This window comes from Metamycoplasma faucium (genome assembly GCF_045160055.1).
In the GTDB taxonomy this organism is placed as follows: domain Bacteria; phylum Bacillota_I; class Bacilli_A; order Mycoplasmatales; family Metamycoplasmataceae; genus Metamycoplasma; species Metamycoplasma faucium.
On the sequence record NZ_CP088155.1, the window covers coordinates 382,030 to 406,625 of the forward strand.

The window sequence follows — 24,596 nt, forward strand, 5'->3', positions numbered from 1 at the left end:
AAAATGAAATTAAAAAAAGTAATAATAATTCTTGAAAATGAAATTGATTTAAAAACATGATTATCACTAAATAAATCTTATAATTCTTATAATGGTGTAAAATTTCATTTAGAACAAGATAAAGAAAACCCAAAAATTAAACATGTGATTTATACATTTAATGAGGATGATAAAATTATTAAAGAAAATAAAGGTAAGTCTATGAAACGAAGTGAATTTCAAGAAACAGTTTTAGAAATGTTTAGCAAAATAAGTAATAGATTAGACAAACTTGAAGATTTTGTTGAAAAACAGTCTAAATTCAATGAATTTATTTTAGGAGAAATTGCATTTCTCAAAAAGTTTCACAAAGATAATTTGTAATTTTAAAATTTATTGATTAATATGTTTTAGAACAAAAATAAAGCTAGATAAAAATTAAATTCATAACAAAAGTTATAATTTTTTTAAATCCTTTTAGCATAGAAGACATAAAGATAAATATTAAGAAACATTGAATCATATGGGAAGAATTTCGCCGCTTTTTTATACAAATTAAAATAAAAAGAAAAGTGTTAATGTAATTTATGCTAGGCAAAGCAAGATTATTTAGTTTAAAATAAAATGTTTTTAAAAATTGAAATTATAAAAATCCCTCTTATGAATTTTAAGAGAGATAAAAGTATTAATTAAATAATTTACTTACCTTTTGTTCCAAATATTCGATCACCAGCATCGCCTAATCCTGGGCTAATATAGTTATTCTCATTTAATTTTTCATCTTTAGAAGCTAAATATATATTAACGTCAGGATGATTAAATAAAATTTTGTTAATCCCTTTGTCTACGCCTACTAAGCAAATAAGTTTAATATTTTTTCAACCTTCAATCTTTAGCTTAGATATTGCATCATTAGCACTATTTCCGGTAGCAAGCATAGGATCCACTACTAAAACATCAGAATCATTTTTTGATATTTCTTGAGGAGTTTTGTAAAAATATTCTTTAGGTTCAAAAGTTTGTTCATCTCGATATAGTCCGATATGACCAACACGAGCTTGGGGGACTAAATCTAAAATCCCTTGCACCATCCCAAGCCCTGCTCTTAAAATTGGAATTATAACAATTTCATGATTAAATGTTTTACCAACTGTATTTATTCCAAGCGGCGTTCTAACTTCCAAATCTTTCGTTTTATAATCACGCAAAATTTCATACACCATTAGAGAAGCTATTTCATTTAAATTTGTTCTAAATTGTTTATGTGAGGTGTTTTCAGAACGCATTTCTGTTAATTTGATTTTTATTAAAGGATGATCGATAATGTATAGCATGATAATTATTTATTATTCTTAAGAATTTCTTCGTAAATTTGAACGCTTTTCGAAGTTCCTAAACGATTTGCACCAAGATTAATCATTTCAATAGCATCAGCTCCAGTTTTAATACCACCAGATGCTTTAATTAAAAGATTATCTTTTGCAACTTTTTTCATTATTTTAACATCATCAAATGATGCGCCACGATATGAAAAACCAGTTGAAGTCTTAATAAAATCAGCACCTGATTGTAAAACAATTTCAGTTATTTTTTCAATTTCATCGTTTGTTAAAAGTGCTGTTTCAACAATAACTTTTAATGTTTTTGACCCACATTCTTCTTTAATTGCTTTAATTTCATTTAAAACATATTCATATTCTTTATTTTTGAATCTGCCAATATTGATTACCATATCAATTTCATCAGCACCATGTGAAATAGCTATTTTAGTTTCATAAACCTTAACACTTGTAGCGTTATATCCCAAAGGGAATCCAATTACTGTACATACTAAAACATCACTTTTAGCTAGTTTTTCTTTAACATATTTAATATATGAAGGTGCAATACATACTGATTTAAAATCATATTTGATTGCTTCTGTAACAAGTTTATCAATTTCATCACTTGTAGCTTGCGGAGCTAAAAGTGTGTGATCAAAATATTTATTATATTTCATAAATTTCTCCTTATTTTTCTTTTATACGTTTATATTTTAAATTAATTTTGCAAAAACCGACTTAATAATGTAAGGCTTTTCACTAAATTCAATAGAATCTAATAATTCTTTTTCAAGATTATTATCAATTGGTTTTGAAGAATATAATGTAAATAAAGTATCGCCTTTTTTAACTAATTCATTTGAAGATTTGTTTAAATAAATTCCTGCTTCATAATCAATTGAATCTTCTTTTTTAGTTCTGCCAGCACCAAGTTTCATTGCAACTAAACCAAACGAAATGGCTGATTTAATTTTTAAATATCCTTCTAAATTAGATTTTACTTCATATTTATATTTAGGCATAAACCAATTTTTATTATCAAAAACTTTGATGTTGCCGCCTTGAGCGTTAATTCATTCTAAAAACTTTTGATATGCTTTTCCGCTTGAAATGACAGAATCAACTAATAATTTTGCTTCATTTTCATCTTTTGCTTTTTGTGCTAAAACTAATAATGTCTTAGCAGATGAATAAATTATTTCGGTAAAATCTTTTGGGCCATTTCCTTTTAGCGTGTTAATAGCTTCAATGACTTCAATTTTATTACCAATAGCTTTTCCTAAAGGCTGTTCCATGTTGGTAATTTCAACTGCTATTTTACGTCCTAATTTTTTTCCAATAGCAATCATTAATGAACCAAGTTTTTTAGCATTTTCAACATTTTTCATGAATGCACCATTACCACATTTTACATCTAATAATATGCAATTTGATCCAGTAGCTAATTTTTTAGACATAATTGATGATGCAATTAAAGGAATCGATTCAACTGTTCCAGTAACATCACGTAATGCGTACATTTTTTTGTCGGCAGGAACTAATTTTTCATTTTGTCCAACAATAGCAATACCATGTTTTTCAACTATTTCTTTAAACTTTTTTTCAGTTAAAGAAATTGTATATCCTTCAATTGATTCAAGTTTATCTAAAGTTCCACCAGTATGACCCAGACCACGACCTGACATTTTTGCAATTGTAACATCAAGTGCAGCTAAAATAGGGCATAAAACAATACTTACCTTATCACCAACACCACCTGTAGAATGTTTATCAGCAATGATTTTGTGAAGAAAATCTCAATTTAAAGTTTCCCCAGAATACATCATTGCTTCAGTAAGATATGTAGTTTCATCATCTGTCATTCCGTTTAGTCTTATAGCCATTAATAGAGACGCAATTTGATAATCCGGGATTTCATTAGCGACATATCCATTAACAAAAAATCTTATTTCTTCTTTTGTTAATTCTTTTTTTTCTGCTTTTTTAGTAATTATTTCATTAATACGCATAATTTTATTGGAAATCTTCCGCAAGATCTAAGGCTAAAACCATCATTTCATTAAATGAGTTTTGTCTTTGTTCACTAGTAGTATATTCTTTTGTTACTAAATTATCAGAAATTGTTAATAAACAAGCTGTTTTTTTGTTTAGCTTTTCAGCAACTGTAAATAAACCATATGATTCCATTTCAACGCAAACAGCGCCTCCAGACATCTTGATTCTTTCATCAACACTTTTTACAGAGTAAAAAGCTTCTTCAGTAAGAATACGTTCGAATTTAACTTGTTTATTTAATTTTTTAGCATGCTTAATAATTAAATCGTTTAGTTCTTTTGTTGGATAAACAATTTTTTCAGTTGCATCAGGAATTAAATTTTCACGGAAAGAAGTATTCTCCCCATAACAATCTTTAGCTAATACTAAATCAAAATTTTTAATTTCTTTTTTAAATGATCCTGAAGATCCAATTCTTATAATTGCTTCAACTCCATATTCAGAAAATAGTTCATATGAATATATACCAATTGAAGCAACTCCCATTCCTGAAGCAGCAACAGAAATTTTATTTCCTTTATATGTTCCTGTATACATTAACATATTACGTACATTAGAAACCAACTTAACATTTTCTAAATAATTATCAGCAATATATTTTGCTCTAAGTGGATCACCAGGCATTAAAACCAATTTAGCAAAATCTCCCTTTTGAGCATTTATATGAGGTGTCATTTTTTTCCTTTCATTATTATTATGATTGAGTAAATTAAAAAATATGTATATAATACATATTTAATTTTACATTTTTATTGTAAAAATATCTAAATTAAAAAATTATCATGAAGTGGTTTATCAAGTGATGTAATTAATTCAGCACCATTATTAATCAAATTAATATTTTCGTTGATTTTATCATTACTTTCTGGACTAAAACAATATACTTCTTTACCTAAATTTAGAAAAGAATCAATTAAAGGATAAAGAATTTTATCTTTAGATGCTAGCAATACTAATGAATTTGATAAAGCGGCCATTAATCGATTTCTTGCACTTAAAGTCTTTTTAGAAACATGATAATCAAAAGGATATTCTGAGATAATAAGTAGATTATCTAAGTTTACTTCTAATAAGTTTTTATCAAAAAAATTATTATTTATTCCACATGGTGCTATTAAAATAACTTTTTTGTTTGTGTTAAGTGCAACATTGATGATTAATTTATCAATACCTTTTCAATTCCCGTTAATAATTATGCAGTCATTCGGAAGAGACTTAATTTCTTCAAGATATTTATCTATATATGAAGTTTCATAATTTCCTGTAATATGAATTTTCTTAACTAATTTTAATAGATTTATATTTCCTTTATAATACATTAAAAATGGTGGTTTTTTAAGCGCACTAAATGTTTTAGGGTAATATTCTTCATCTAAAATTGTAAAAAAGTTTTCGCCATTAACCCACTTACGGATTTTTAATTTTTCAATTTCCTCTTTTGGAACAATTTCGTGGTATTTTAAAGCTTCGTATATTTGGTCTCAATTGCCGTTATATTTTTCTGAAAAATACAGTAAATAATAGTTCATTTTTTCTCCTTACACCATTCATTCTAATATAAGAAAAATTAAAAAAATTAAAATTGATAAAACTTTGTGAAAACTTTGGAAAATTTTAAGAAAATGCAACATTTACATATTTAATTGTAATGTTGCATTCTAATCTTATATATCATTGATGATAACTTCTTTTATAAAAAGTTATTACTTTTTTGTTTCATAATCATCAATATCTTTTTCATGAAACGATTCTAATCTTGTAAGTCTATATTCAATTGAATCCAAACGCTTAGAAAATGATTCATTGAAATTTTTTTGTTCTTGATTGAATTTTCTTTGCTCTTCGTTGAATTTTCTTTGCTCAATAATGAAAGTTTTAAAATCATTAAGTTCAATATTAATTTTACTGATTGCTGTTAAAACTGTTTCTTGAAATTCACTTTGTTTCATCGATTTACCTTTATTTTCTTTAGTGATTTTATCATCCTTATTAAATGTATAAATTACATGTTTAATTTTTGGGTTTTCTTTATCTTGTTCTAAATGGAATTTTACACCATTATAAGAATTATAAGATTTATTTAATGATAATCACGCTTTTAAATTAATTTCATTTTCAAGAATTATTATTGTCTTTTTTGATTTCATTTTGTTTTTCCTCCTTTTTATTTTAATTGTGATTATGTCTACATTCTAATATAAGAAAAATGAAAAAAATCAAAATTGATAAAACTTTGGTAAAACTTTGGAAATTTTTAGAAATTAGTTCAAATATATTTTTTAACATTTTTTGTTAAAAAACATTATGATATAATTTATTAACTTATTTAAGGAGATTTATGAATTGAGTAGAAATTACTTTGTTAGTACTTGGATATATATGATTAATCTTTAATATGATTGTTATTTGTCTATCATTTAAAAGAGATTTTCCAGTTATAACAACTAGATTAACAATTTTTGCATCTGGTATTATATTAGCTGTTTCAATATATTCAGTTGACAGATTAATTAATCATGCTAAATTATTAGATAGAGCAAACGCTATTAATATAATTGGATTTGTATTTTGATTACTATATTTAGTTCTTGCTTCAATACTAGCAATTATTCATTTAGTAAGAATTTTAGGCGGAAAGAAATACGCAAATAACCGTTCATTCTATCGTTAATTAAAAAAGAGGGTATAACCCTCTTTTTTAATTAAATTAATTATTTTTTATTTTCTTTAATTTCTAAATCTTCAGATGAATTTAAATTTTCAATATTTTCTTTTTGAGCACTATCTTTATTAGCTTTTTGATTAATTAAATTTAGATCTCATATTTCAACTGGATTTAGATAATTATTACTTGATGATTGTAAATCATATTCAGAATATTTTTTCCCATATATTTCAATTAAATAATTTTCATATTCAAAAAATAATTTAACATTAATTTCATTAAGTTTAGCATCAATTAATTTAAAAGAAGTATGTGGAATTCACTTTTTAAGAATATTTTTTGTAATTATTGGACTTGTTATTATAAATCCTTCATAGTTTTCATCATAAATATCATTAACTAGTGTTTTATAAAGCAATGGTTTAACAAATTTTGTAAAACTTTTTATTATTTTAATTTTATGTCTTAATGTTAATATATTAGTTTGTTTATATGTTTTATAAAAGGCAAAAGTGCTTCTTATTTTGTTTTTAAGATTAATAAATTTATTAATCTTGTTAACTGTTGTAGGAATAATTAAATTTATGTTAATGAAGGGCTGTTCTAAAAATATGTTTTCACTATTTTCAAGAAATTTAATTTGTAGTGAGTGATATTCGCTATGTTTTGCATTATCTAGGACATGATTTGGATATTTTGCACGCAATGATTCATAGGATTCATATGTCATCATAACAGTGTGATGGTCGATTTTTTCATTTATTTGTTTATTAGAAAATAATGATAATAATGATAAATCATCTAATGAATATCAATAATTGTTTTCATTACAAATATCAACAAATAGTTTCAAAATTTCATCTTTTTTATCTTTAACATAACTAGTCATAATTAATACTATTATACATTGATTATTTTTAATTTGTTTGTCAATTGGATTACTAAATATTAATTAATGTGCAAAAAATGGTAAAATATGTATTATTTTTTATTTAAAGTATAAAACATTTTGAAAGGTTTAAATATGGCTAAAAAAGTCAAAGTTATTAGAACAACTGAACAACAAGTTAAAAGAAAAAAAATAATTTTAGGAACAACCTGAGGAATTATTTTAACAGGACTTGTAACTACTGGTATTACAATTCCTGTTGTTCAAGCGCATAAAGCCTTACCAAAGAAAACACCACTTTTAAGAGATAGTGATGTTATTTTTGAAATGACTTTATCGGATGGATCAATATATAAACTTACATATGGTGATGTTAAAAAACTTGACAATTCAATTAATGAAAAAGCTCATTTAGCATCTGAAATGAATAAACATTTAGTTGAATATCTTTATGAAAAAGAATATGAAGCCTCACTTAAATATGAAGCAATTTATAATGCAAATAAAATTGCTGCAAATACTAAAACTTTTGCACTTGATTCTGTAGAAAAAGTTAGAGAAAAAATTACAAAAGAAATTACTGAACTTGAAAACAAATTTAAGGAACAATTTTCATATCAAAAAAAATGAGAAGAAAAATTTAAAGAAGAAATTGCAAAAGATGCATATGGAAAAGCTAAAACAAAGCAAGAAGCAATTGATTATAAAGTTGCTCAAAAAATGAAAGACGATGCTTTTAGAAGATATAAATTTGAAATAAATCAAGACTTTACATATAATGAATTAAAAGCAGGTTATATTACCGCTAATTCAGATGTTTTTTACACATATAAAGGCAAAAAAATTCAAATAGCAAAAAAAGGTGACAAAATTCCTTTACCTTTTGCAAAAGAAAATCAAAATTATGTTTTACCACCTGAAGATAGTCCAGAACTTTCAAGCAACAAAAAAGATACTTACAAAGTGCATATGTTTACAACTAAATCATTCGATTTTGGACTTAAATCAATCGATCGTTTCATTGAAGCATGAGCTAAATTAAAACAACTAATAACATCAGAATTTAAACTTGCTGCTAAACCTGACAAAGATAGAACTAAACCTTGAACTGTAACTAAAGATGAATTAATAAAATTATTCAGTTTTTCTGCTTATAGATCAAGTCAAACAGGTAAAACTTTAGTTGATATGGGGATAAATCGTTTAGCTCATTTTAAAGGAATAAGTTCAGCTCTTCAAAATTTAGATGGCGTTTTAAAACCTGAAGATATTAGAGAAGCTTTAAATGATCAAACCGCAATAGAAAATATTTCATCATCCACTACAAATGCTAAAAAATTTGGTTCAGAAGGATTTAAAAGCATTGAAGATAGAGCATCAAATAGTGATCCTTCAACATATATGTCTTTACTTTCAACCTTAATTTCAAAAGCAACCAGTGAAGATAAAATATTTAAGCCTGAAGTAAAAGACAATTTATTTAATACTTTAAGAGAAAAATTACTTGAAATCTTTAAATCAGAAGATTTAGAACTATATAATTTCTTAAAAAATTCAGCTAATTATGGTGAAGTTGATAGTTCCTCAGATTATGCTAATAAATTTGCAGAATATAATGCAAGAATTAAAAAAGTAATTGAAAGAAGATTTGAAAAAGAAAAATCTGTTATTGAAAAAGAAGCTGGTGAAGCATTTAGAGATACATTTAAATTTGACACTTCTTCTATTACTGATCCAAGATTAAAAAAATATTTAGATGGTCAAATTTCATCAATTATTAAAGTTGGAAATAATTATGTATATGCAACTTCTTCTGGAATAACAATTCAAAATATTTTCCATTTAGATAAGGTGGATGTTATTAAAAGCTTAATTAGACGTGATTTAGCAATTAAATCAAAAGCAAACTATACTTCAGAATTCAATGAACCTTTATTATCACTTGAATCAATGTTTAATAAATTAATTACTTCTGAATTTCAACTAAATGATTTATTAACAAATGATCCTGACTTTAAGAAATTTATTAAAGAAAAGAAATATAAAGATTTATCAGGAAATGAAAAAACTTTCGATGATAAAACTATTTCTGATCTTATTGACTATCATAAAACGTTAGCTGGTTTAGCAAAATCTAAGTTAATTGATAATAAATCTAAACAAATTAAAGACTGAATGAAAAAACAAATTGAAAGCCATTTAAATGCAGACTTTAGACGTGATTATAGTAAAAATAAATGATATTTAGCGGGTCATGAAGACAAAATGGGTAAAGAAAACATTTTACCTTACTTGTTTAAGGTAATTCAAGATTATTTAATTAAATAATGTTATGCAAAGGAATCCAATGAAAAAATTAAATGTATTAAAAAAGATATTTCTATATTCATCTCCTTTATTAGTTTCGGCACCAATTTCTGTTTTAGCTGCTAAATGTAAAAAAGCTGACAACGGTGAAAATGCTGGATATCAAACTAAAATAATTAAAGGTCAATTAACTAAAAATGCTGTTATGTCAGATTTAGTAGGTTCTTCTTTAGCAAAATTTTATGCAGAAGATATTAAGAATCATTTAACACCAGCACAACAAAAAATGAATTTATATGACAAACTAAATGAATTAATTTTTAATAAAGCTTCAGAATTTTCAAAACTTTTTTATGAACTTTTTAATATCTATGCTCATCAAAAACTTGACGCTGATGGACAATATTTTACAAATTTAAAATCTTTATTTTCTAAAGCAAATATTGATACTACATCGTTTACTCCGACAACATATAATATGCCAACCGATGAACAACTTAAATTTATAATGAAACATTCTAAATTTATTAATGATGATATAAGACTTGAAATTCTTAAACAAATGATAATTAGAAATTATCTAATTAAAGAAAGAAAAGAATTAAGAGATATTGCAAATAAAGATGGTGAAGACAAACTTAAAAAAGCTAAAAAAATTGATAAAAAAACACCAGTTGCTGAAAAAGAATTACATGAAGCATTAAACTTCAAAGATAATAGTTTATATTTATATGAAGCATTAATGAATTATCCTTTAATGGCATCATGAGAATTTATAGACAAACGTGAAATGAATTTACGTAAAAGTTCAGGAAGCATAAATAATATTGATGGATTTAATCGATTAGCTACTTGACAACCAAATAGTGATCCTGCATATGAATATAATGAACCTGCAAAGGAATGAATTATAAATTCATTGTTAGTTAAATCAGGTGATTCTAATGTCAATGTAACTAAAATAGCAGCGTTTAAAGGTATTAAAAAGATTAGTAGCACTTCAGGAGATCTAAGTTATTCTCTTTCTGCATTAAAAGAACAAAAATCACCAATATATGGTTTAATGGATCCTAATAATTCAAAAATATATTCTTCAGATTCATTTACATTTGCTAAATTAATTAAACACATTAAAAAAGCTCCACTTGCTTCATTAACTGATGAAAAGAAAGCTGAAATAGCAGCTGGTAAAAACAAAACTATTGAAGAAAAAGATATTAATCTTAAAAACCATGATTCATCATTAGGTGAAATAACCAAAAAAATAGATGGTAAAAAGACAACTTTTTCTGCTAAATATGAACTTAATGGAAAAACATATAACGTTGAATATACAATTGAATCAATTACATATGATTTAGAAAAATCAAATAATGTTAATGTTAAATTTAAAATGACTGTAAAAGAATTAGCTGCAAGACATTACACAGAATTTAGATCATTAATTCAAAAAGAAAAAGATTGAACTGAAACAGGAGATGGTAAAGATTTCAATTTAGCACAATTTCCTGAAAGCATTGATATATATAATAAATCTTCAAAACAATTTGATGGTAAATACATAATCAAAATTGCACCTGCATATAACAAAGATACAAAGAAATTAACTTTTGAAGGTACACCATGAAGTTCTCTTGAAGAACAAAGAAAAATTGCTAATAACTTAGTAACTCTTAATGGTGTTGATTTATTCAAAAAAGCAATGAAATATTTTAAAGAATTAAATGTGTTTAAAATCAATGAAAAAAATCTACACACCGAAGTAAAAGATATGCTAAAACAAATAGGAATATTGTAAAATATTATTATGTCAAAAGATACGTTTCAAAGAATTATAGATCGTGAAATACCGGCAACTATTATTTATGAAGATGATAAAGCTATTGCTTTTTTAGACATAGATCCAGAAGAAAAAGGCCACTTTTTAGTGGTACCAAAAGAATTTTCAGAAAACTTATTTGATATTGATGAAGAAACTTTTGCATATATTTTTCCACTTGCGAGAAAATTAGCACTTCAACAAATCAAAAAATTAAATGCATCTGGATTTAGATTAATTGTGAATAATGGTGAATCAGCTGGACAAGCAGTCTTTAGAACTCATATTCATATAATCCCATATTATGATAATTAATCAAGCATTTGCTTGATTTTTTATTACAATAAATAGTATGAATGAATTAATTAATATAACTGGAATTGTGATTGCAAAACATCAATGTAATGATTTTGATGAAGTTTTAGAAATTATTACAAGCGAAGGTAAAAAAACTATTTTTGCACCTGGAATAAGAAAAATTGAAAGCAAAAACCGTAATGCATTAAATTTACTAGATTATTCATCTTTTGAAATATTTGCTTCTAATCAAAACATTAAATTATTACCTCGACTTAAAAAAGCAAGTTTAATTAAGCAATTTTTAGTTGATATTAATTTAATTAATTTCAAAAATGAGCTTTTATTATTTTTAAATAAATTAAAATTATCAAAGGCTAATAATTTTTTAATTGCATTTAATAATTTATCTAATCTTTTAAATCAAAATATGGATAATAAAATATTTACATATCTTTTATATATGCTTCTAAAAGATGAAGGTATTAATCCTAAAATGGATGGATGTATTGAATGCAATTCAAAAGAACATTTAATTGACTTTAAATTTTATAAAGGCGGTTTTCTATGTGAGAATCATTCAGATGATATTTTAGGTAAAGAAAAATTGATAGCATTATATAACCTATCAATTTCTTTTGAAAAATTTGCAAGCAACACATCTTTTGTTATTGCATTAGAAATTAAAAATATGTTAATTGAGTATTTAAGTGAATATATTAATTTGTTTTAATCATCAATATCATCTTCATCATAAGTATTTTTATTATCTATTTTCAAAACTTCTTTTTGTTCAGTTAAATTTATATTTCCTTTTTTTGAAATTTTTTCAATAGCATCATTAACTATTCTTGCATTTTTTAGCCCTATTCCCACTTCTTTATAAGAATCTTTTATTTTCTTTTTACTATTTTCTAAATGTGTAACTAAAAAATTATAGTTTTTATGAATGCCATTAATTAATCCCAGTATTTGATCCATACTTTTACTAAATTCTATTTTTTTATTTGCTTGAATTGCAATTCATAACTGAGGCAAAATTGTAGAAGGAGATACTAATCCTACTTTATATTTATCTCATAATTCACCAATCAAATCATTTCCGTTGCTTAAAGCTGTTGCATACAGCGTTTCGCTTGGCAAATACATTCATGCAAAATCTGTAGTAACATCTTTTCTTATATATTTTTCACTAATGCTTTTGGCATACGATTTTATTTTATTTATATAATCCTTTAATACTTTATCACGTTCATTTTTATCAGTTATATCATAATATTTTGAATATTCAATAAGAGGAAATTTGCAGTCTATAGGTAAATATCTAATTTCTTTTTCTCCAATTGGATATTTAACAACAAAATCTACACGGCTTTTATCTTCACTATCATCTAAATCATTAATATCATCATTAATATTTATTTTTGAAATGTTAACTTGTTTTTTTCAATAATTATTATTGCCAAAATGATCTTTTAAGATATTATCCAACAGAATTTCGCCAAAATTACCAACACTTTTTACATTATTAAATGCTTTTGATATATCACTAACTTCAGATTTTAAAGTCTCAAATTTAACTAAATTTTCAGATAAATCTTTCATCTTAGTTTGCACGTTATTGAAATGTTCATCAAGTTTTTTAGCAAGTTCACTTTTAAAGTGCTCATCAATTTCTTGCTTAATATTTTCAATTTGTTCATTGGTTCTAACGACTAATTTTTCTATTTGTTTATCAATTTCTAATCTAAGTTTTTGAAAATTATCCCCACTTGCTTGGATATTATCTGATAATGATTTATTTATTTTCATTGATAATTCATTTAATTTGTTATTAATTTCATCTTTAAGTTCACTTTTTATTTTTTCATTAAATAAAGCTAACCTTTCTTTTATGTTATTTATTGAATCATCAAAATTTTTAAATTTTTCAGTAGAAATATTTTTTTGTTCTTTAAGCAATTCATAGATTTCATTAATAATAGGCAATTCTTTATAAGTGCTTTGAACATCCTTGCTCATTTTCTTTTTAAACAAAATGGCAATTAAAGTGCCTAATAAGCTTAAAGCAATGATTGATATTATTGTTATTACAACGATGTAATATTTATTATTCATTTTAATATCTCCTTATCCATATGTTATTTATATGTAAATTTTTTTATTCAAAATCAATATCTTCATTAACTTTTTGAAGAATTTTAATTTTATTTTGAACATCAATTTCATTAACTAATCATTTATTAAAATGGCAGTTTTGAATAAATTCTTCAATTCTATTTTTATTATTTATTTCTTTAAGAGTAATTACAACACCAAATCTAATTCCTTTACTATCTTCAGGATTAAGACGGCTATTTGTTTTAATTTCCATGCCCCAATTTTTATTATTGAAAGATTTTTTTCCTATTTTTCTTTTTGAAGATTTTTCAACAATATATTTAACATTATCCCATTTTCTAAATTGTTTTCTTGCATCATCTTCTAAAAGATAATTTATGTGGTCATTTTCTAAATCATCATTATTTTGTTTATCGCCTTTAATATCTACAATTTTTTTATCATCTTTCATCCTCCCAAAATGTAAATTTAACTCAGTATTTGTATAATCTACACCTTGTGATCTATTACATGATGGTGTATAACACATCGTAGCTTTAGCTATGAATGGATATCTGCCTTGTTTATCTAATGGGATGGGAAAATTATAATTATAATTATTTCATTTTTCAGTAATATCTGAAACAAAAAATTTAATTTCATTGTCTTTTGTTTTTATAATTTCATTAATATGAATCGGAACAATTCCATGGCCATATAAAGCAATATTTTCTGGAGATGAAAATTCATTTCATCCACGAGCAGAATCAATAATTAATGCTTTTGCGATCTCTCTATTAAAACCTAAAATGTCAATTAAATATGATAATTTTCTTGCTATTCAAGGGCATGCATATGATGTTCCTTGAGCTGTATCTTTTCCTAAAGGTTTACAAACATTAATATATTGTTTTTCATCTCCCCCGTAATAGCTAACATCCGGTTTTGCGAAAAATGATAATACTAATCCTTTTCTACTATAGTTTGTTGACAAACCATCTTTATCGACGGAATTAACAACAATACTATTAATTGAATCAGCTGGCGAACCTATCTTTTTTGAACTTTCTTTTTCTTGTTTATTAGTTCCTGCAATCACAAATATAACATCATTTTCAAATTGTATTTTGTCTAACGCATATGCACCCGCTGAAATGAAATTATCATTAATTTCTTCATTACTTCCTAATGATATATTTCATACCTTTATATCTAAATTATTTGCTACAATTTCTTTAATTTTTTTAATAATTGAAAATGCTGAGAAACTTGATCCTCCCATAATTCCAAAATGTCTAACTTTAAATCGTCCGCATCCATCCTCAAGTCATGGATTTAATCTTGGACCGTCTACAATTATTGATGAAACACTTGTCCCGTGTATATAATCTCCTTCGCTAGTTGAAATATCTTTTGGTAACATATTATGATATTCAACTCAATTACTAAAATAAACAGTTTCATCAAACAAAGTATCTATCACACCAATTGTAGGTTCGATTGTGGGATTAGGAATTTTTATATTTTCTTTTTCATGATTATCATTAATGTCGCTAGGCGATAAAGTGGATATATCAGTTGTAGACATTGAAATAAGATAAGGAGCTTTTTCTAACAAAATTTCAAGTTGTTTATTATTAAGATAAACAGTATTATTCTCTAAAATTCTAGTTTTTAAAATGTCAATTCCTAATTCTTGAAATAATTTCACAGTGTCTGTTTTAACATCATAAATAGTTACAATATTTTTTATTAAATCTTTATCATTAGGCGTTTCGATTTGAAAATGGTCTATATATGAAGCATCTGCAATAACTTGCTTAAATAAAGATACGCTGATTTCTTTATAATCTTTTATAGTTTTTAAAATGTAATCTTTATTATCCAATATTACTTTATTAATTTTTCCTTGAAAACTATTTGATAATATTTTTTTAACAGTTGACAATACTTCTATACTTTTCATTAAATCTTCATAATTTATAAAATAAGTTATTATGTGTTTGTTTTTCTTGTCATTAAATTTAGCGCCAACAATTGCATTATTTGATTTTTTACCCTTAAATAAACCTGAAATTCGATTGCTTTTAGCAACAATTTTGTTATAGCATACACTAATTAAAATTCCTTCGAATGGTCTTTTTGTATTATCTCAAAAATTTTTAATTTGAATTAATTGTGATTTTAATCTTTCTAAATAATTGCAACTAACTTCAATTCTACTGTTCATAGAAATTTCAAAACTAAGATTTTTTCTACTAATATGTTTAAATTCTCCTTTTAGTTCAAGAATATTATTCATTTATTAATTCTCCTTGACTTAGTTTTCTTGCAATATTACTTTTAGATTTCCCCTTTAATTTTTCTATTTCTCTAATAGTAAATCCTTCTTCATAAATTTTATTTATATCTTTATTATCTAGGTCACCTATTAAATTCATGTATAATCTTCTTAAATAATCATGTTCAGATTCTAAATCGCTAAAAGCTAGGGAAGTTTTTATAAGATTTTTTAATTCACCAGGATATGGCAGTGTTTTTGCCGACATTAATATTTTTTTAAATAATTTAGTATCTTTTGAAATATCTTTAAATTTTTTTGAAAATGACGAAAAATAATTTTCAGCAATTTCTATTAAGTCTTTTTGTTCATATCGATTAAAATTAATTACTGCATCAAATCTTCTTATTAAAGCTTTTTCAAAATTTGAAAATAAATTTGTTGTTGCAATGATCACAACATCATTATTAATACCTGCTAATTTATCAATTTCTTTCAAAATTGTTGATGTTGCTCTGCCCATTTCACGAACATCATTTGGATTAATTCTATCCATAGCAATAGCATCAATTTCATCAAATAAAATTATTGCTTTATCTATATTTGGAAGATTATTTATTTCTTCAAATAGATTAATTATATTTTTATTTGTTTGTCCTAATTTACTGTCGATTATGTTTTCTAAATTAACCATATATAAAGTTCTATTTAATAATCTTGCAACATTTTTTGTCGCTTCAGTTTTACCTGTGCCAGGTAAACCTTCAAATATAAATTTATTAATACCTACTTTATGATTAATTGCATTTATTATTCCTTTAATATCTTCAGAAATTTTAGAAGGTAAATATAGTGGTTCTAAATTTTTAATTTCAATTTTTTGCAAAAATTCGCTATCAAAATCAAGATTTTGAGGCATATAAGTATCTGATTTATACAACAATCCCATAATATATTCTGATAATTCATAATCACCAATATTGTCAAAATATTTTGCTATTGTTATTGCTTCATTACGAAATGCATTATCATTTTTTTCTGAATAATATTTAATTAAATTTAAAACATTTTGTTTTTTCATCTTATCTCCTAGGTTAAAATTAATTATATCATATGTTGGGACATAATATATGAAAAATGGGACAAATTATTTAATTTTTTATGTTTAAATTTGCAGACAAAAAATATGAACAAATTAATTTTGCTCATATTTATTTTTATATATATTATCTTGAATTATTTAATTTATTTCCATATAATTCAGCCATATTTTGTTCTATATCAGGTTCATCATTTGCAAGTTCAAGTTCGGTATTTTCTTGAATAATTGCTTTTGCATGTGTTGTAAATAAAATGGTTGGAATAATAACTACATTTCTTCGTTTATGTTTATAGAAAAATGGAACCAAACGATCAATAATTAATTGTTTTAAACTAGGAATGTCTCAATCTGTTGAATTTTTAATTGTGTATAAAATTGCTCCATGAACAATTCTTTTAGCTTCTTCTATTAAATGTAATGAATTGCGTACATAAAATGCTCCTCTTGAAACAATTCTTGGTTTCCCAAGAATTAAATTCTTTTCTTTATTCAAAGCTATTATGACGTGAACAAAACCATTTTGACCAAGTTCCATACGTTGTTTAATTAAAGTTGAATTAGTTTTTGAAAGAATTGTTCCATCAATAAAAACAGGCCCAAAATAAACTTTTTCATTCGAAAGTCTTATTTTATGATTTTCTAAATAATAAACGTCACCTAAATTAGCAACAATAGCATTTTCTTTTGGAACTCCACATTCTATTGCTGTTTGACAATGTACAACACTCATTCTATATTCACCATGATATGGCATAAAATATTTAGGTTTAGTTAATTCAAACAGTTTTCGATGTTCATCTTTATATGCATGTCCTGATGTATGTAAATATCCATCAACACCATTTTCTCTTATAATTGCACCTAATTTATAAAGACGATTGACTAAAAGTTCAATTTTTGATCTATTTCCAGGAATTGGACTAGATGAAAAAATAATAGTATCTCCTGGTTTTATTGTAACATGAGGATGTTTACCAAATGACATTTTAGCAAGCCCTGCTAATTCTTCGCCTTGCGAACCGGTAGTTAAAATTACAAGTTCATTATCATTAAATTTATTCATGTTTTTATTATTAATAAAAACTTCATCTGGAGCATCAATATATTTAAGTTTTCTCCCGATTTCAACACCATCTACCATTGAACGACCAAAAGTTACTACTTTTTTCTTCATTTTAGCAGCAAGCTCAATAATTGCTTTAATTCTTGTTAAATTAGAAGCAAATGCGGTAATAATGGTTTTCTTTTGAGCAAGTTCCATATATTTCCCGATGTCTTTTAAAATATCACTTTCAGATGGAGAATGATTAGGACGCATAGCATTAGTTGAATCTGAAAATAAAACATCAAGACCATCTTTACCAATTTTCTCAAGTTTTGAAAAATCTGTTAAGTTACCTATTGGATGATAATCAAATCTAAAATCACCTGTCATCATTAAAGCACCATTTGGTGTACTAACTCTAATTCCAAATGCATCAGGAATTGAATGTTGTGCTGTTCAAAAATCTACTGAACAATCACCAAATCTAAATACATCATCTTTGCTAATTTCAATCATTTCAATTTTTCTTTTTAATTTAAGCTCATTAAATTTTAAAGTTAAATATTGAATTGCAATTCGAGGAGCATATATTCTTTTAATGTCAACTTCTTGCACTAAATAAGGAACACCCCCAATATGATCTTCATGTCCATGGGTAATAAAAAGACCTGCAATTCTGTCTTGATTTTCTTTTAAATAAGTATAATCCGGAATAGATCCATTTACACCGGTTGTAAAAATATCACAAAATTTTATTCCTGTATCAATAATAAAAATTTTGTCATATTCAATTATTAAAGTAGATTTACCAATCTCTTGCATTCCACCAAGTCCGAATATTTTTGTAGGTTTCATTTTTCTCCTAAATTTTTATAGATTATTTATTATTTCTAAAACACAATAAAGTTTTTAATTAAATTAAATTTATTAAAATTATTTTACATTAAAACTAATTTATATAATAAATTTTTTTATTTTTTATGTATACCTTCCAATGTCAAACAAATTGACCCACCAACTTTTAAGTTTTTGATGGAGAATATTATTATGACTTTTAAAGAAAATATAATTTCAAGAAACGAAAGAATAGTTAGCACAATATTGCGTAATATTAATTTTACAAATAAAGCATTATCATTAATTGCACGTGTTAGTATTTCAACAATTAAAAGGTGAAAAAGAAAAATTTTGAATGAAAATGGAAAAATTGATATATCTCATAAAAATATGGGAAATCAAAATGCAAAAAAATATAATGATGAATTAATAATACAATTAGGTAAGACATATGAAAAAAATGCAAAAATTACAGGTGGAAATGTTGAAAATGAAAGTTGTTCATATTTAACATTAAGAATTTTTTATGAAAATTTAGATCTTATTATTGGCAAAAATGACATTAAAATTTCATATTCAAATTTAGTTAAGAGATTAAAAAAAGAAGGTTTTGCAAGTAAATATGCAACTAAAAAAGGGCGCAAAGAAGCTAGGAAAAGCAGAAAGAAAAAAGAAATAAAAGAACATATTTATTATGAAGGAAAATTAACCTTTTCACAACCAAAGAAAAAACAAAAATTTAGATTTAATTTTGCAAATAATTATAAATACGGAGATATAGTAGAGATAGATGGCTGCACTCATTATTATTTTAATAATGAAATTAAATCAACTTGTTTAATGGCTGTTGATGTTGGAACAAATAAAGTACTTGATTTATATTTTGAAGAAGGAACAGAAACATTAAATGGATATCAAACACTTTTAGAAAACATTTTTAATAAATATGGTTATCCAAGAAAAATATTTGCTGATAATAGGATGAATTTTTGACATGATGAAACTAGTAATGCAAAAACTTTTTTAGAAGTAAAAAATAGAGGAATTGAATTTTTAACTTCTTCAAATCCTACTTTTAAGTCTCACGTAGAAAGAAAATGAGATACTTTTCAAAAAAATATCCCATTCTTTTTTAAACTAAATAATATTGATAATGTTAAATTGGCTAATGAATCTAAAGATAAAATTATTGAAAAAATAAATTCATGTTGTTCTATTAAAGAAAAACAAAATGTTTTTATGCCTATAACAAATGAGCTTGATAAATTTTTCGATTTGACTATTAAAAGAACTATAAACAATGGTGCAGTTAAATATCAAAACAAATGATATATGCCAATTCATTCAGAAACCAATAAAAGAGTAAATATTGTTGATAATGGTGAATTTAATTTTGTTATAGGAACTGATATGAAATTATATTTTAGGTCTCATAGCAAAAGATATAAAGCAATAGAAGTTGAAGATAAAAGATATGAATTTATGATTAATTTTGCTTATAGAAAAAAGATTAATATGAATATTGAAGAAGCAAAAAAATTAGCTGAATTAATTACAAGCACATATTATGTGCATTCAATAATTGAGAAAAAAATATCTATATTAAAATCACTAGAAGATAAAGATCATTTTTTTAAAGATGAAATGTTGATTTTAAATGAAATATTTGAAGATTTAAAAAATGAACGTGAGTATTTATCAAAAATAATTAATTTTTAAAAAAATACATATTATAAATTGGTTTAATTATTGAGATTTATGACTTTTAATCTATACTTTTAAGTGGGTCAATTTGTTTGACGTTTCACAATTTATATAATAAATTTTTTTATTTTTTATGTATACAATTATTTTATTTCAAGGCAAACTAATAAAAATTACATACAAAATTAATTTCAATAACACTATTTTTGTTTGTAATTATATTTCATTTAACTATGTTAAATGATTATTAAAAAATAAATTGGTAAAATTAAATAATAAATTTTTAAGGTATATATTATGAAGAAAAATAAGAAATTATTATTAAACACTTTATTACCGATAATAACTCCTATTCCTGTTTTAGTAGGTTCATTTTATTTAATGAGTGGTAATTTTAATTTTAAAAAAATAGATAATAATTTAGTTTTTGAAAATCTTGCTAAACAAAACAATGTTAAGAAAGTTAGTGTTTCTTCATCTCTTGACAGCAATGATAATAATCATAGTCCTGAGAAGGCTATTGATAATTATCAAGGAAGTCATTGAAAATCTAAAATTAATGAAATTAATACTACAAATAATGATAATTATTATGAGCTAGAATTTAAAAATCTTTATACTATAAGATATCTTAAACTTCATTTTAACGCCTCAAATATATCACATTATAAAATTAGTTTAGTTGATAATGATAATAATGAACATGATTTTTATGAATATAATGGTCAAACTCTTCCACAAGGTATTGATCATCATATATATTATGGTAAAGATAATGAAGAAAATAATGGTGAACTTTTTCGTAAATTTAATAACATTAAAAAAATAAGATTATATTTTTATAAATTTAATAATTATGCACAAATATCTACTTTAGAGGCTTATGAAAATGTAGTTCAAATGGATTTATTAGAAAAAGTAATGCAATTAAGTGAAATGAAAAATTATGTGGAAAAATCAAGTTTTTCTGAAGAAATAAAAAATGGTTTGGCAAAATATCAAAGTGAATTAAAACAAGCATTGCATGATGGTTATTTTCAAACAGATATGAATCATTATTATGGTTCGTCTATAACAAAAGAAAAATATAATGAAATTATTGAAAAACTAATTGAGTGAGATAATAAATTAATTTATTATCATTTAAAATTAAAAGATATTATTAAATCTAAAAAAGATTTATTATCTTCGGAAGAATATAAAAAATATAGTTCTGATTCCATAACTGAATATAAATCATGATTAAACCAAATATCTAATTTAAAAAAAGTTACCAAAGAACAATATGAAAAATATATAGGAAACGATTTAGACAGTATCAATGGAAAAGAAAAATTTTATTTAAAGGAAAACATTAATGTTCTTTTTAATTTTTTAAAGTTAAAAAAGGATAATTGAAATAAAAATAATTGAGCATATTTTAATAATGAAAATAAAACAAAATATGATCAACTATTAAGTCAGGAATTAGAAAATTGCAAAGAAAAAATTTCCAAGAATGAATCAATTTTTGAAGAAAAAAGCAATTCGATAATTAATAAAATTATTAATTCATTAAATAAGGTTCTTACAAATAAAGAAGAAATAAAAAACTTTATTAATAGTCAATTAAATACAAGTAATTCAGATTGAGCTGATAAAGATTCAGAAAAAAATTATAAAAAAGATTTGCAAAATATATTAACATTACTTTCCAATCAACAAGAAGAAATATCACAAGACAAAAATTTGGAATATCACAATAATATTCAAAGAAAATATAATAACATTATTAAAAATAAAGATGTTTTGCTCCAAGAATTAAATAAACTAATTAATGATAAAGATTTTTATACTCAAGATACCTATGATAAACCTAATATTAAATTTAAAGATTTAAAAAGTGAAATTGAATCATCATCTAATGTTTCTGTTGAAAAACGTGAAGAATATGATAGCAATATTGAAATGCAAAAAAATAGTTTGCTTTCAAACCAAAACAAAATTTTAAATCATATTAATTCAACACTAGTTGAACATAAAAGTAAATATTATCAAGAAACAAATTTTGAATTATTTAAATCATTTATTGATAATATAAATAATTTTGCAACAAAAACATTCAAAATTTCAAGAATAAATGCAAATAAATATATTTTTGATATAAATGAAAAAATCAAAGAATTGATTCCATATTTATATTCCAAAATATTGTTAAACAAAATAGATACTTTGAAAAAGGAACTTAACAAAAATAAATGAATGTATACCGAAAATTCATATTTTAATTATATAGGTAATCTTGACAGCGAAAAAATTAAAATTGAACAACATCCAAAATGATTTGTTAATAAAAAAGAAAATGCAAATGAAACCTTACATTGAGAAGAAGATAATTTACTTAATAGTTTTAAAAATAATTTAATAAAAGATTACAAAAAAATATTAAATTATTATATAAACAATCCTTCTTTGTCGAATAATATAATTGAAGAATCGAAATGATATGATATTTCAACATATGAAATTTATGATCAAAAGGTAAATGAAATAATTAGTGAAATTAGGAAAGAATCTCATATTGATGAAAATAAATATAATCAATATTTACATAAATTTTCATCAATTAAGAGTATTTTAAAATCACATAGAAGTGTTTTAAATCAAGAATTGCATAATGAAAAAAATGCTAATTTTGATTTTTATACTTTAAGATCATCAAAAGAATATATAGATAATATTGAAAAATTACAACTAGAATATCAAAATGTAGAAAAAATAGATTTAAAAACATTACAAAACATTAGAAATACTATAAATTCATATAAAAAGAATTTATTAAAAAGAATTTCAACTGAATTAATTGATTATATTAATAATAAAATAGAAAAACTAGAAACAAAATATTATTCAAATAATTCAGAACAAAAATATAAAGCCAGTTTAAATGAATTAATAACTAAAATTAAATCTAATAGTGATCAATATACAAAAATTACATATGAACAAAATATTAAATATATTAATTCATTTGAAAATATATTAGAAAAATTAAGCGATGAAATTTTAGAATATATTGAAGAAAAATCAAATTATTCAGAATTGATTTATTATTCAGAAATATCAGTAAATCAATATAAAACAAAATTAGAAAATTTAAAAAATCAAATTATGGAAAATTGAAAAATAATTGAAAGAAATAATAAACTTGAATATCGTAGGCAAATTAATAATTATGCAAATTCATTAGTTTCGAATCGTAATTTAATTGATAATGAAATAATTCCTAATGCAAAAAATAGTATAAACAAAAATATTTATACAAAAAATAGTCTTAAAGATTATCTTTCTTCAATAGATAATATAGGTAATAAATATCCTTACAAATGCACAAAAGAAGACATAAATTTAATAAATATTGAAATTAAAAGAAGCAGAGAAAAGCTTAAGTCATATTTATCATTAATTATTTCTGAAATTCATGAATATAAAAACGATAATTATGATCAATATATTGCAAGTAATGTTCAAGATTTTTATAAGAAAATATCAAAATTACTTAATGAATATAATAAACTTGATTTTAGCAAATTTACAAATTCTGATTATAAAATTGAAAAAACAAAAATTGATGCTTTATTAAATGAACTCAAAAATTCAACAACATATCTTACCAAATCGATTGAACAATTAACAAATGAAATTTCTATTGTCGAAAAAAATGAAAAATATCCATCTAGATTAAAAAATAAATTAATCAATAAATTAAAAACAAAAATAATTGAAATTAAAAGAAAATCTGAAAATGATTTCATTCTTAAAGATTTTAATGAAGTTAATACATCACTCAAAAAAATAAAAAATGATATTGAACTTGAATATATAAACGAAAAGAAAATTAATGAAAAAAATTCTTTTGGTTTAATAAATACTAAAAATATTTATAACTATTCAGCATATTCAATTTTATTTGGTACATTATCAATTTCTACTATTATATTAACTGCATACTTCTTAATTAAAAAACGTAAAAAAAATTAAATTTAGCTAAGAAATTAATTTAAATATAATTTATTATTTTTATACTTCTTTCATAAGGCGAGAAAATTAATGAATAATGGAAGAGTTATTAAAAAAAATCAATTTAAAACCTCTCATAATTCATGAGAGGCATATGTAAAACAAATTATGAATTTATAATTAATTACTTTATAT

19 protein-coding genes are annotated in these 24,596 nt (G+C 23.6%); 8 read left to right on the forward strand and 11 right to left on the reverse strand.

Translation table 4 applies throughout. The features are described 5' to 3' along the window. Window positions 1-3 precede the first annotated feature (3 nt). On the forward strand, window positions 4-363 hold the full coding sequence (locus LQ356_RS01710; RefSeq protein ID WP_405312134.1) for a hypothetical protein: 360 nt from the start codon (window positions 4-6) through the stop codon (window positions 361-363). Between the two features lie 314 nt (window positions 364-677). On the opposite strand, the gene upp is transcribed toward LQ356_RS01710, so the two are convergent. From upp to LQ356_RS01740, 6 genes are all read right to left on the reverse strand, one after another. After that, window positions 678-1,313: a uracil phosphoribosyltransferase gene (upp, locus tag LQ356_RS01715; protein WP_405312136.1), complete on the reverse strand. Its 636-nt coding sequence runs from the start codon at window positions 1,311-1,313 to the stop codon at window positions 678-680. Between the two features lie 5 nt (window positions 1,314-1,318). Further along, window positions 1,319-1,978: a deoxyribose-phosphate aldolase gene (gene deoC / locus LQ356_RS01720; RefSeq protein WP_405312137.1), complete on the reverse strand. Its 660-nt coding sequence runs from the start codon at window positions 1,976-1,978 to the stop codon at window positions 1,319-1,321. A 36-nt stretch (window positions 1,979-2,014) separates the two neighbouring features. Beyond that, window positions 2,015-3,310 (reverse strand): thymidine phosphorylase, encoded by a 1,296-nt coding sequence (locus LQ356_RS01725; protein WP_405312139.1) that lies wholly within the window; start codon window positions 3,308-3,310, stop codon window positions 2,015-2,017. Window positions 3,311-3,314: 4 nt separating this feature from the next. After that, complete coding sequence (deoD, locus tag LQ356_RS01730; RefSeq protein WP_405312141.1) at window positions 3,315-4,031, reverse strand: purine-nucleoside phosphorylase; 717 nt, start codon at window positions 4,029-4,031, stop codon at window positions 3,315-3,317. 89 nt (window positions 4,032-4,120) lie between these two features. Beyond that, entirely contained in the window at window positions 4,121-4,885 is a 765-nt protein-coding gene (locus LQ356_RS01735; RefSeq protein WP_405312143.1) for a DNA-processing protein DprA, read from the reverse strand. Window positions 4,886-5,059: 174 nt separating this feature from the next. Then, complete coding sequence (locus LQ356_RS01740; protein WP_405312145.1) at window positions 5,060-5,503, reverse strand: hypothetical protein; 444 nt, start codon at window positions 5,501-5,503, stop codon at window positions 5,060-5,062. Between the two features lie 191 nt (window positions 5,504-5,694). Here LQ356_RS01740 and LQ356_RS01745 point away from each other — a divergent pair, with 191 nt between their 5' ends. Next, a complete protein-coding gene (locus LQ356_RS01745; protein WP_405312147.1) occupies window positions 5,695-6,027 on the forward strand; it encodes a hypothetical protein in 333 nt (110 codons plus the stop codon). 40 nt (window positions 6,028-6,067) lie between these two features. Here LQ356_RS01745 and LQ356_RS01750 read toward each other — a convergent pair whose 3' ends face one another. Continuing rightward, entirely contained in the window at window positions 6,068-6,910 is an 843-nt protein-coding gene (locus LQ356_RS01750; RefSeq protein ID WP_405312149.1) for a hypothetical protein, read from the reverse strand. 135 nt (window positions 6,911-7,045) lie between these two features. Between LQ356_RS01750 and LQ356_RS01755 the strand changes: the two genes are divergently transcribed. The 4 genes from LQ356_RS01755 to recO are packed head-to-tail and all read left to right on the forward strand — an operon-like array spanning window position 7,046 to window position 12,066. Further along, complete coding sequence (locus LQ356_RS01755; protein ID WP_405312151.1) at window positions 7,046-9,238, forward strand: HinT-interacting membrane complex protein P80; 2,193 nt, start codon at window positions 7,046-7,048, stop codon at window positions 9,236-9,238. A gap of 19 nt (window positions 9,239-9,257) precedes the next feature. Then, a complete protein-coding gene (locus LQ356_RS01760; protein WP_405312153.1) occupies window positions 9,258-11,015 on the forward strand; it encodes a HinT-interacting membrane complex lipoprotein P60 in 1,758 nt (585 codons plus the stop codon). 9 nt (window positions 11,016-11,024) lie between these two features. Then, entirely contained in the window at window positions 11,025-11,351 is a 327-nt protein-coding gene (hinT, locus tag LQ356_RS01765) for a histidine triad protein HinT (protein WP_405312155.1), read from the forward strand. Beyond that, window positions 11,341-12,066, forward strand: coding sequence for a DNA repair protein RecO (recO, locus tag LQ356_RS01770; RefSeq protein ID WP_405312157.1), 726 nt, complete (start codon window positions 11,341-11,343; stop codon window positions 12,064-12,066). Before hinT ends, recO begins: the two co-directional genes overlap by 11 nt. Here recO and rmuC read toward each other — a convergent pair. From rmuC to LQ356_RS01790, 4 genes are all read right to left on the reverse strand, one after another. Then, entirely contained in the window at window positions 12,063-13,451 is a 1,389-nt protein-coding gene (rmuC, locus tag LQ356_RS01775; RefSeq protein ID WP_405312158.1) for a DNA recombination protein RmuC, read from the reverse strand. The genes recO and rmuC overlap by 4 nt on opposite strands. Window positions 13,452-13,494: 43 nt before the next feature. Further along, window positions 13,495-15,735 carry a S8 family peptidase gene (locus tag LQ356_RS01780; RefSeq protein WP_405312160.1) on the reverse strand — a complete coding sequence of 747 codons (2,241 nt, stop codon included), beginning with the start codon at window positions 15,733-15,735 and terminating at the stop codon, window positions 13,495-13,497. Further along, window positions 15,728-16,795 (reverse strand): AAA family ATPase, encoded by a 1,068-nt coding sequence (locus tag LQ356_RS01785; RefSeq protein ID WP_405312162.1) that lies wholly within the window; start codon window positions 16,793-16,795, stop codon window positions 15,728-15,730. Before LQ356_RS01785 ends, LQ356_RS01780 begins: the two co-directional genes overlap by 8 nt. Before the next feature lie 145 nt (window positions 16,796-16,940). After that, window positions 16,941-18,716 carry a ribonuclease J gene (locus tag LQ356_RS01790; RefSeq protein WP_405312163.1) on the reverse strand — a complete coding sequence of 592 codons (1,776 nt, stop codon included), beginning with the start codon at window positions 18,714-18,716 and terminating at the stop codon, window positions 16,941-16,943. A gap of 192 nt (window positions 18,717-18,908) precedes the next feature. Between LQ356_RS01790 and LQ356_RS01795 the strand changes: the two genes are divergently transcribed. Further along, window positions 18,909-20,417: a hypothetical protein gene (locus LQ356_RS01795; protein WP_405311466.1), complete on the forward strand. Its 1,509-nt coding sequence runs from the start codon at window positions 18,909-18,911 to the stop codon at window positions 20,415-20,417. Between the two features lie 282 nt (window positions 20,418-20,699). After that, window positions 20,700-24,422 carry a hypothetical protein gene (locus LQ356_RS01800; RefSeq protein WP_405312165.1) on the forward strand — a complete coding sequence of 1,241 codons (3,723 nt, stop codon included), beginning with the start codon at window positions 20,700-20,702 and terminating at the stop codon, window positions 24,420-24,422. Window positions 24,423-24,596: the final 174 nt, after the last annotated feature.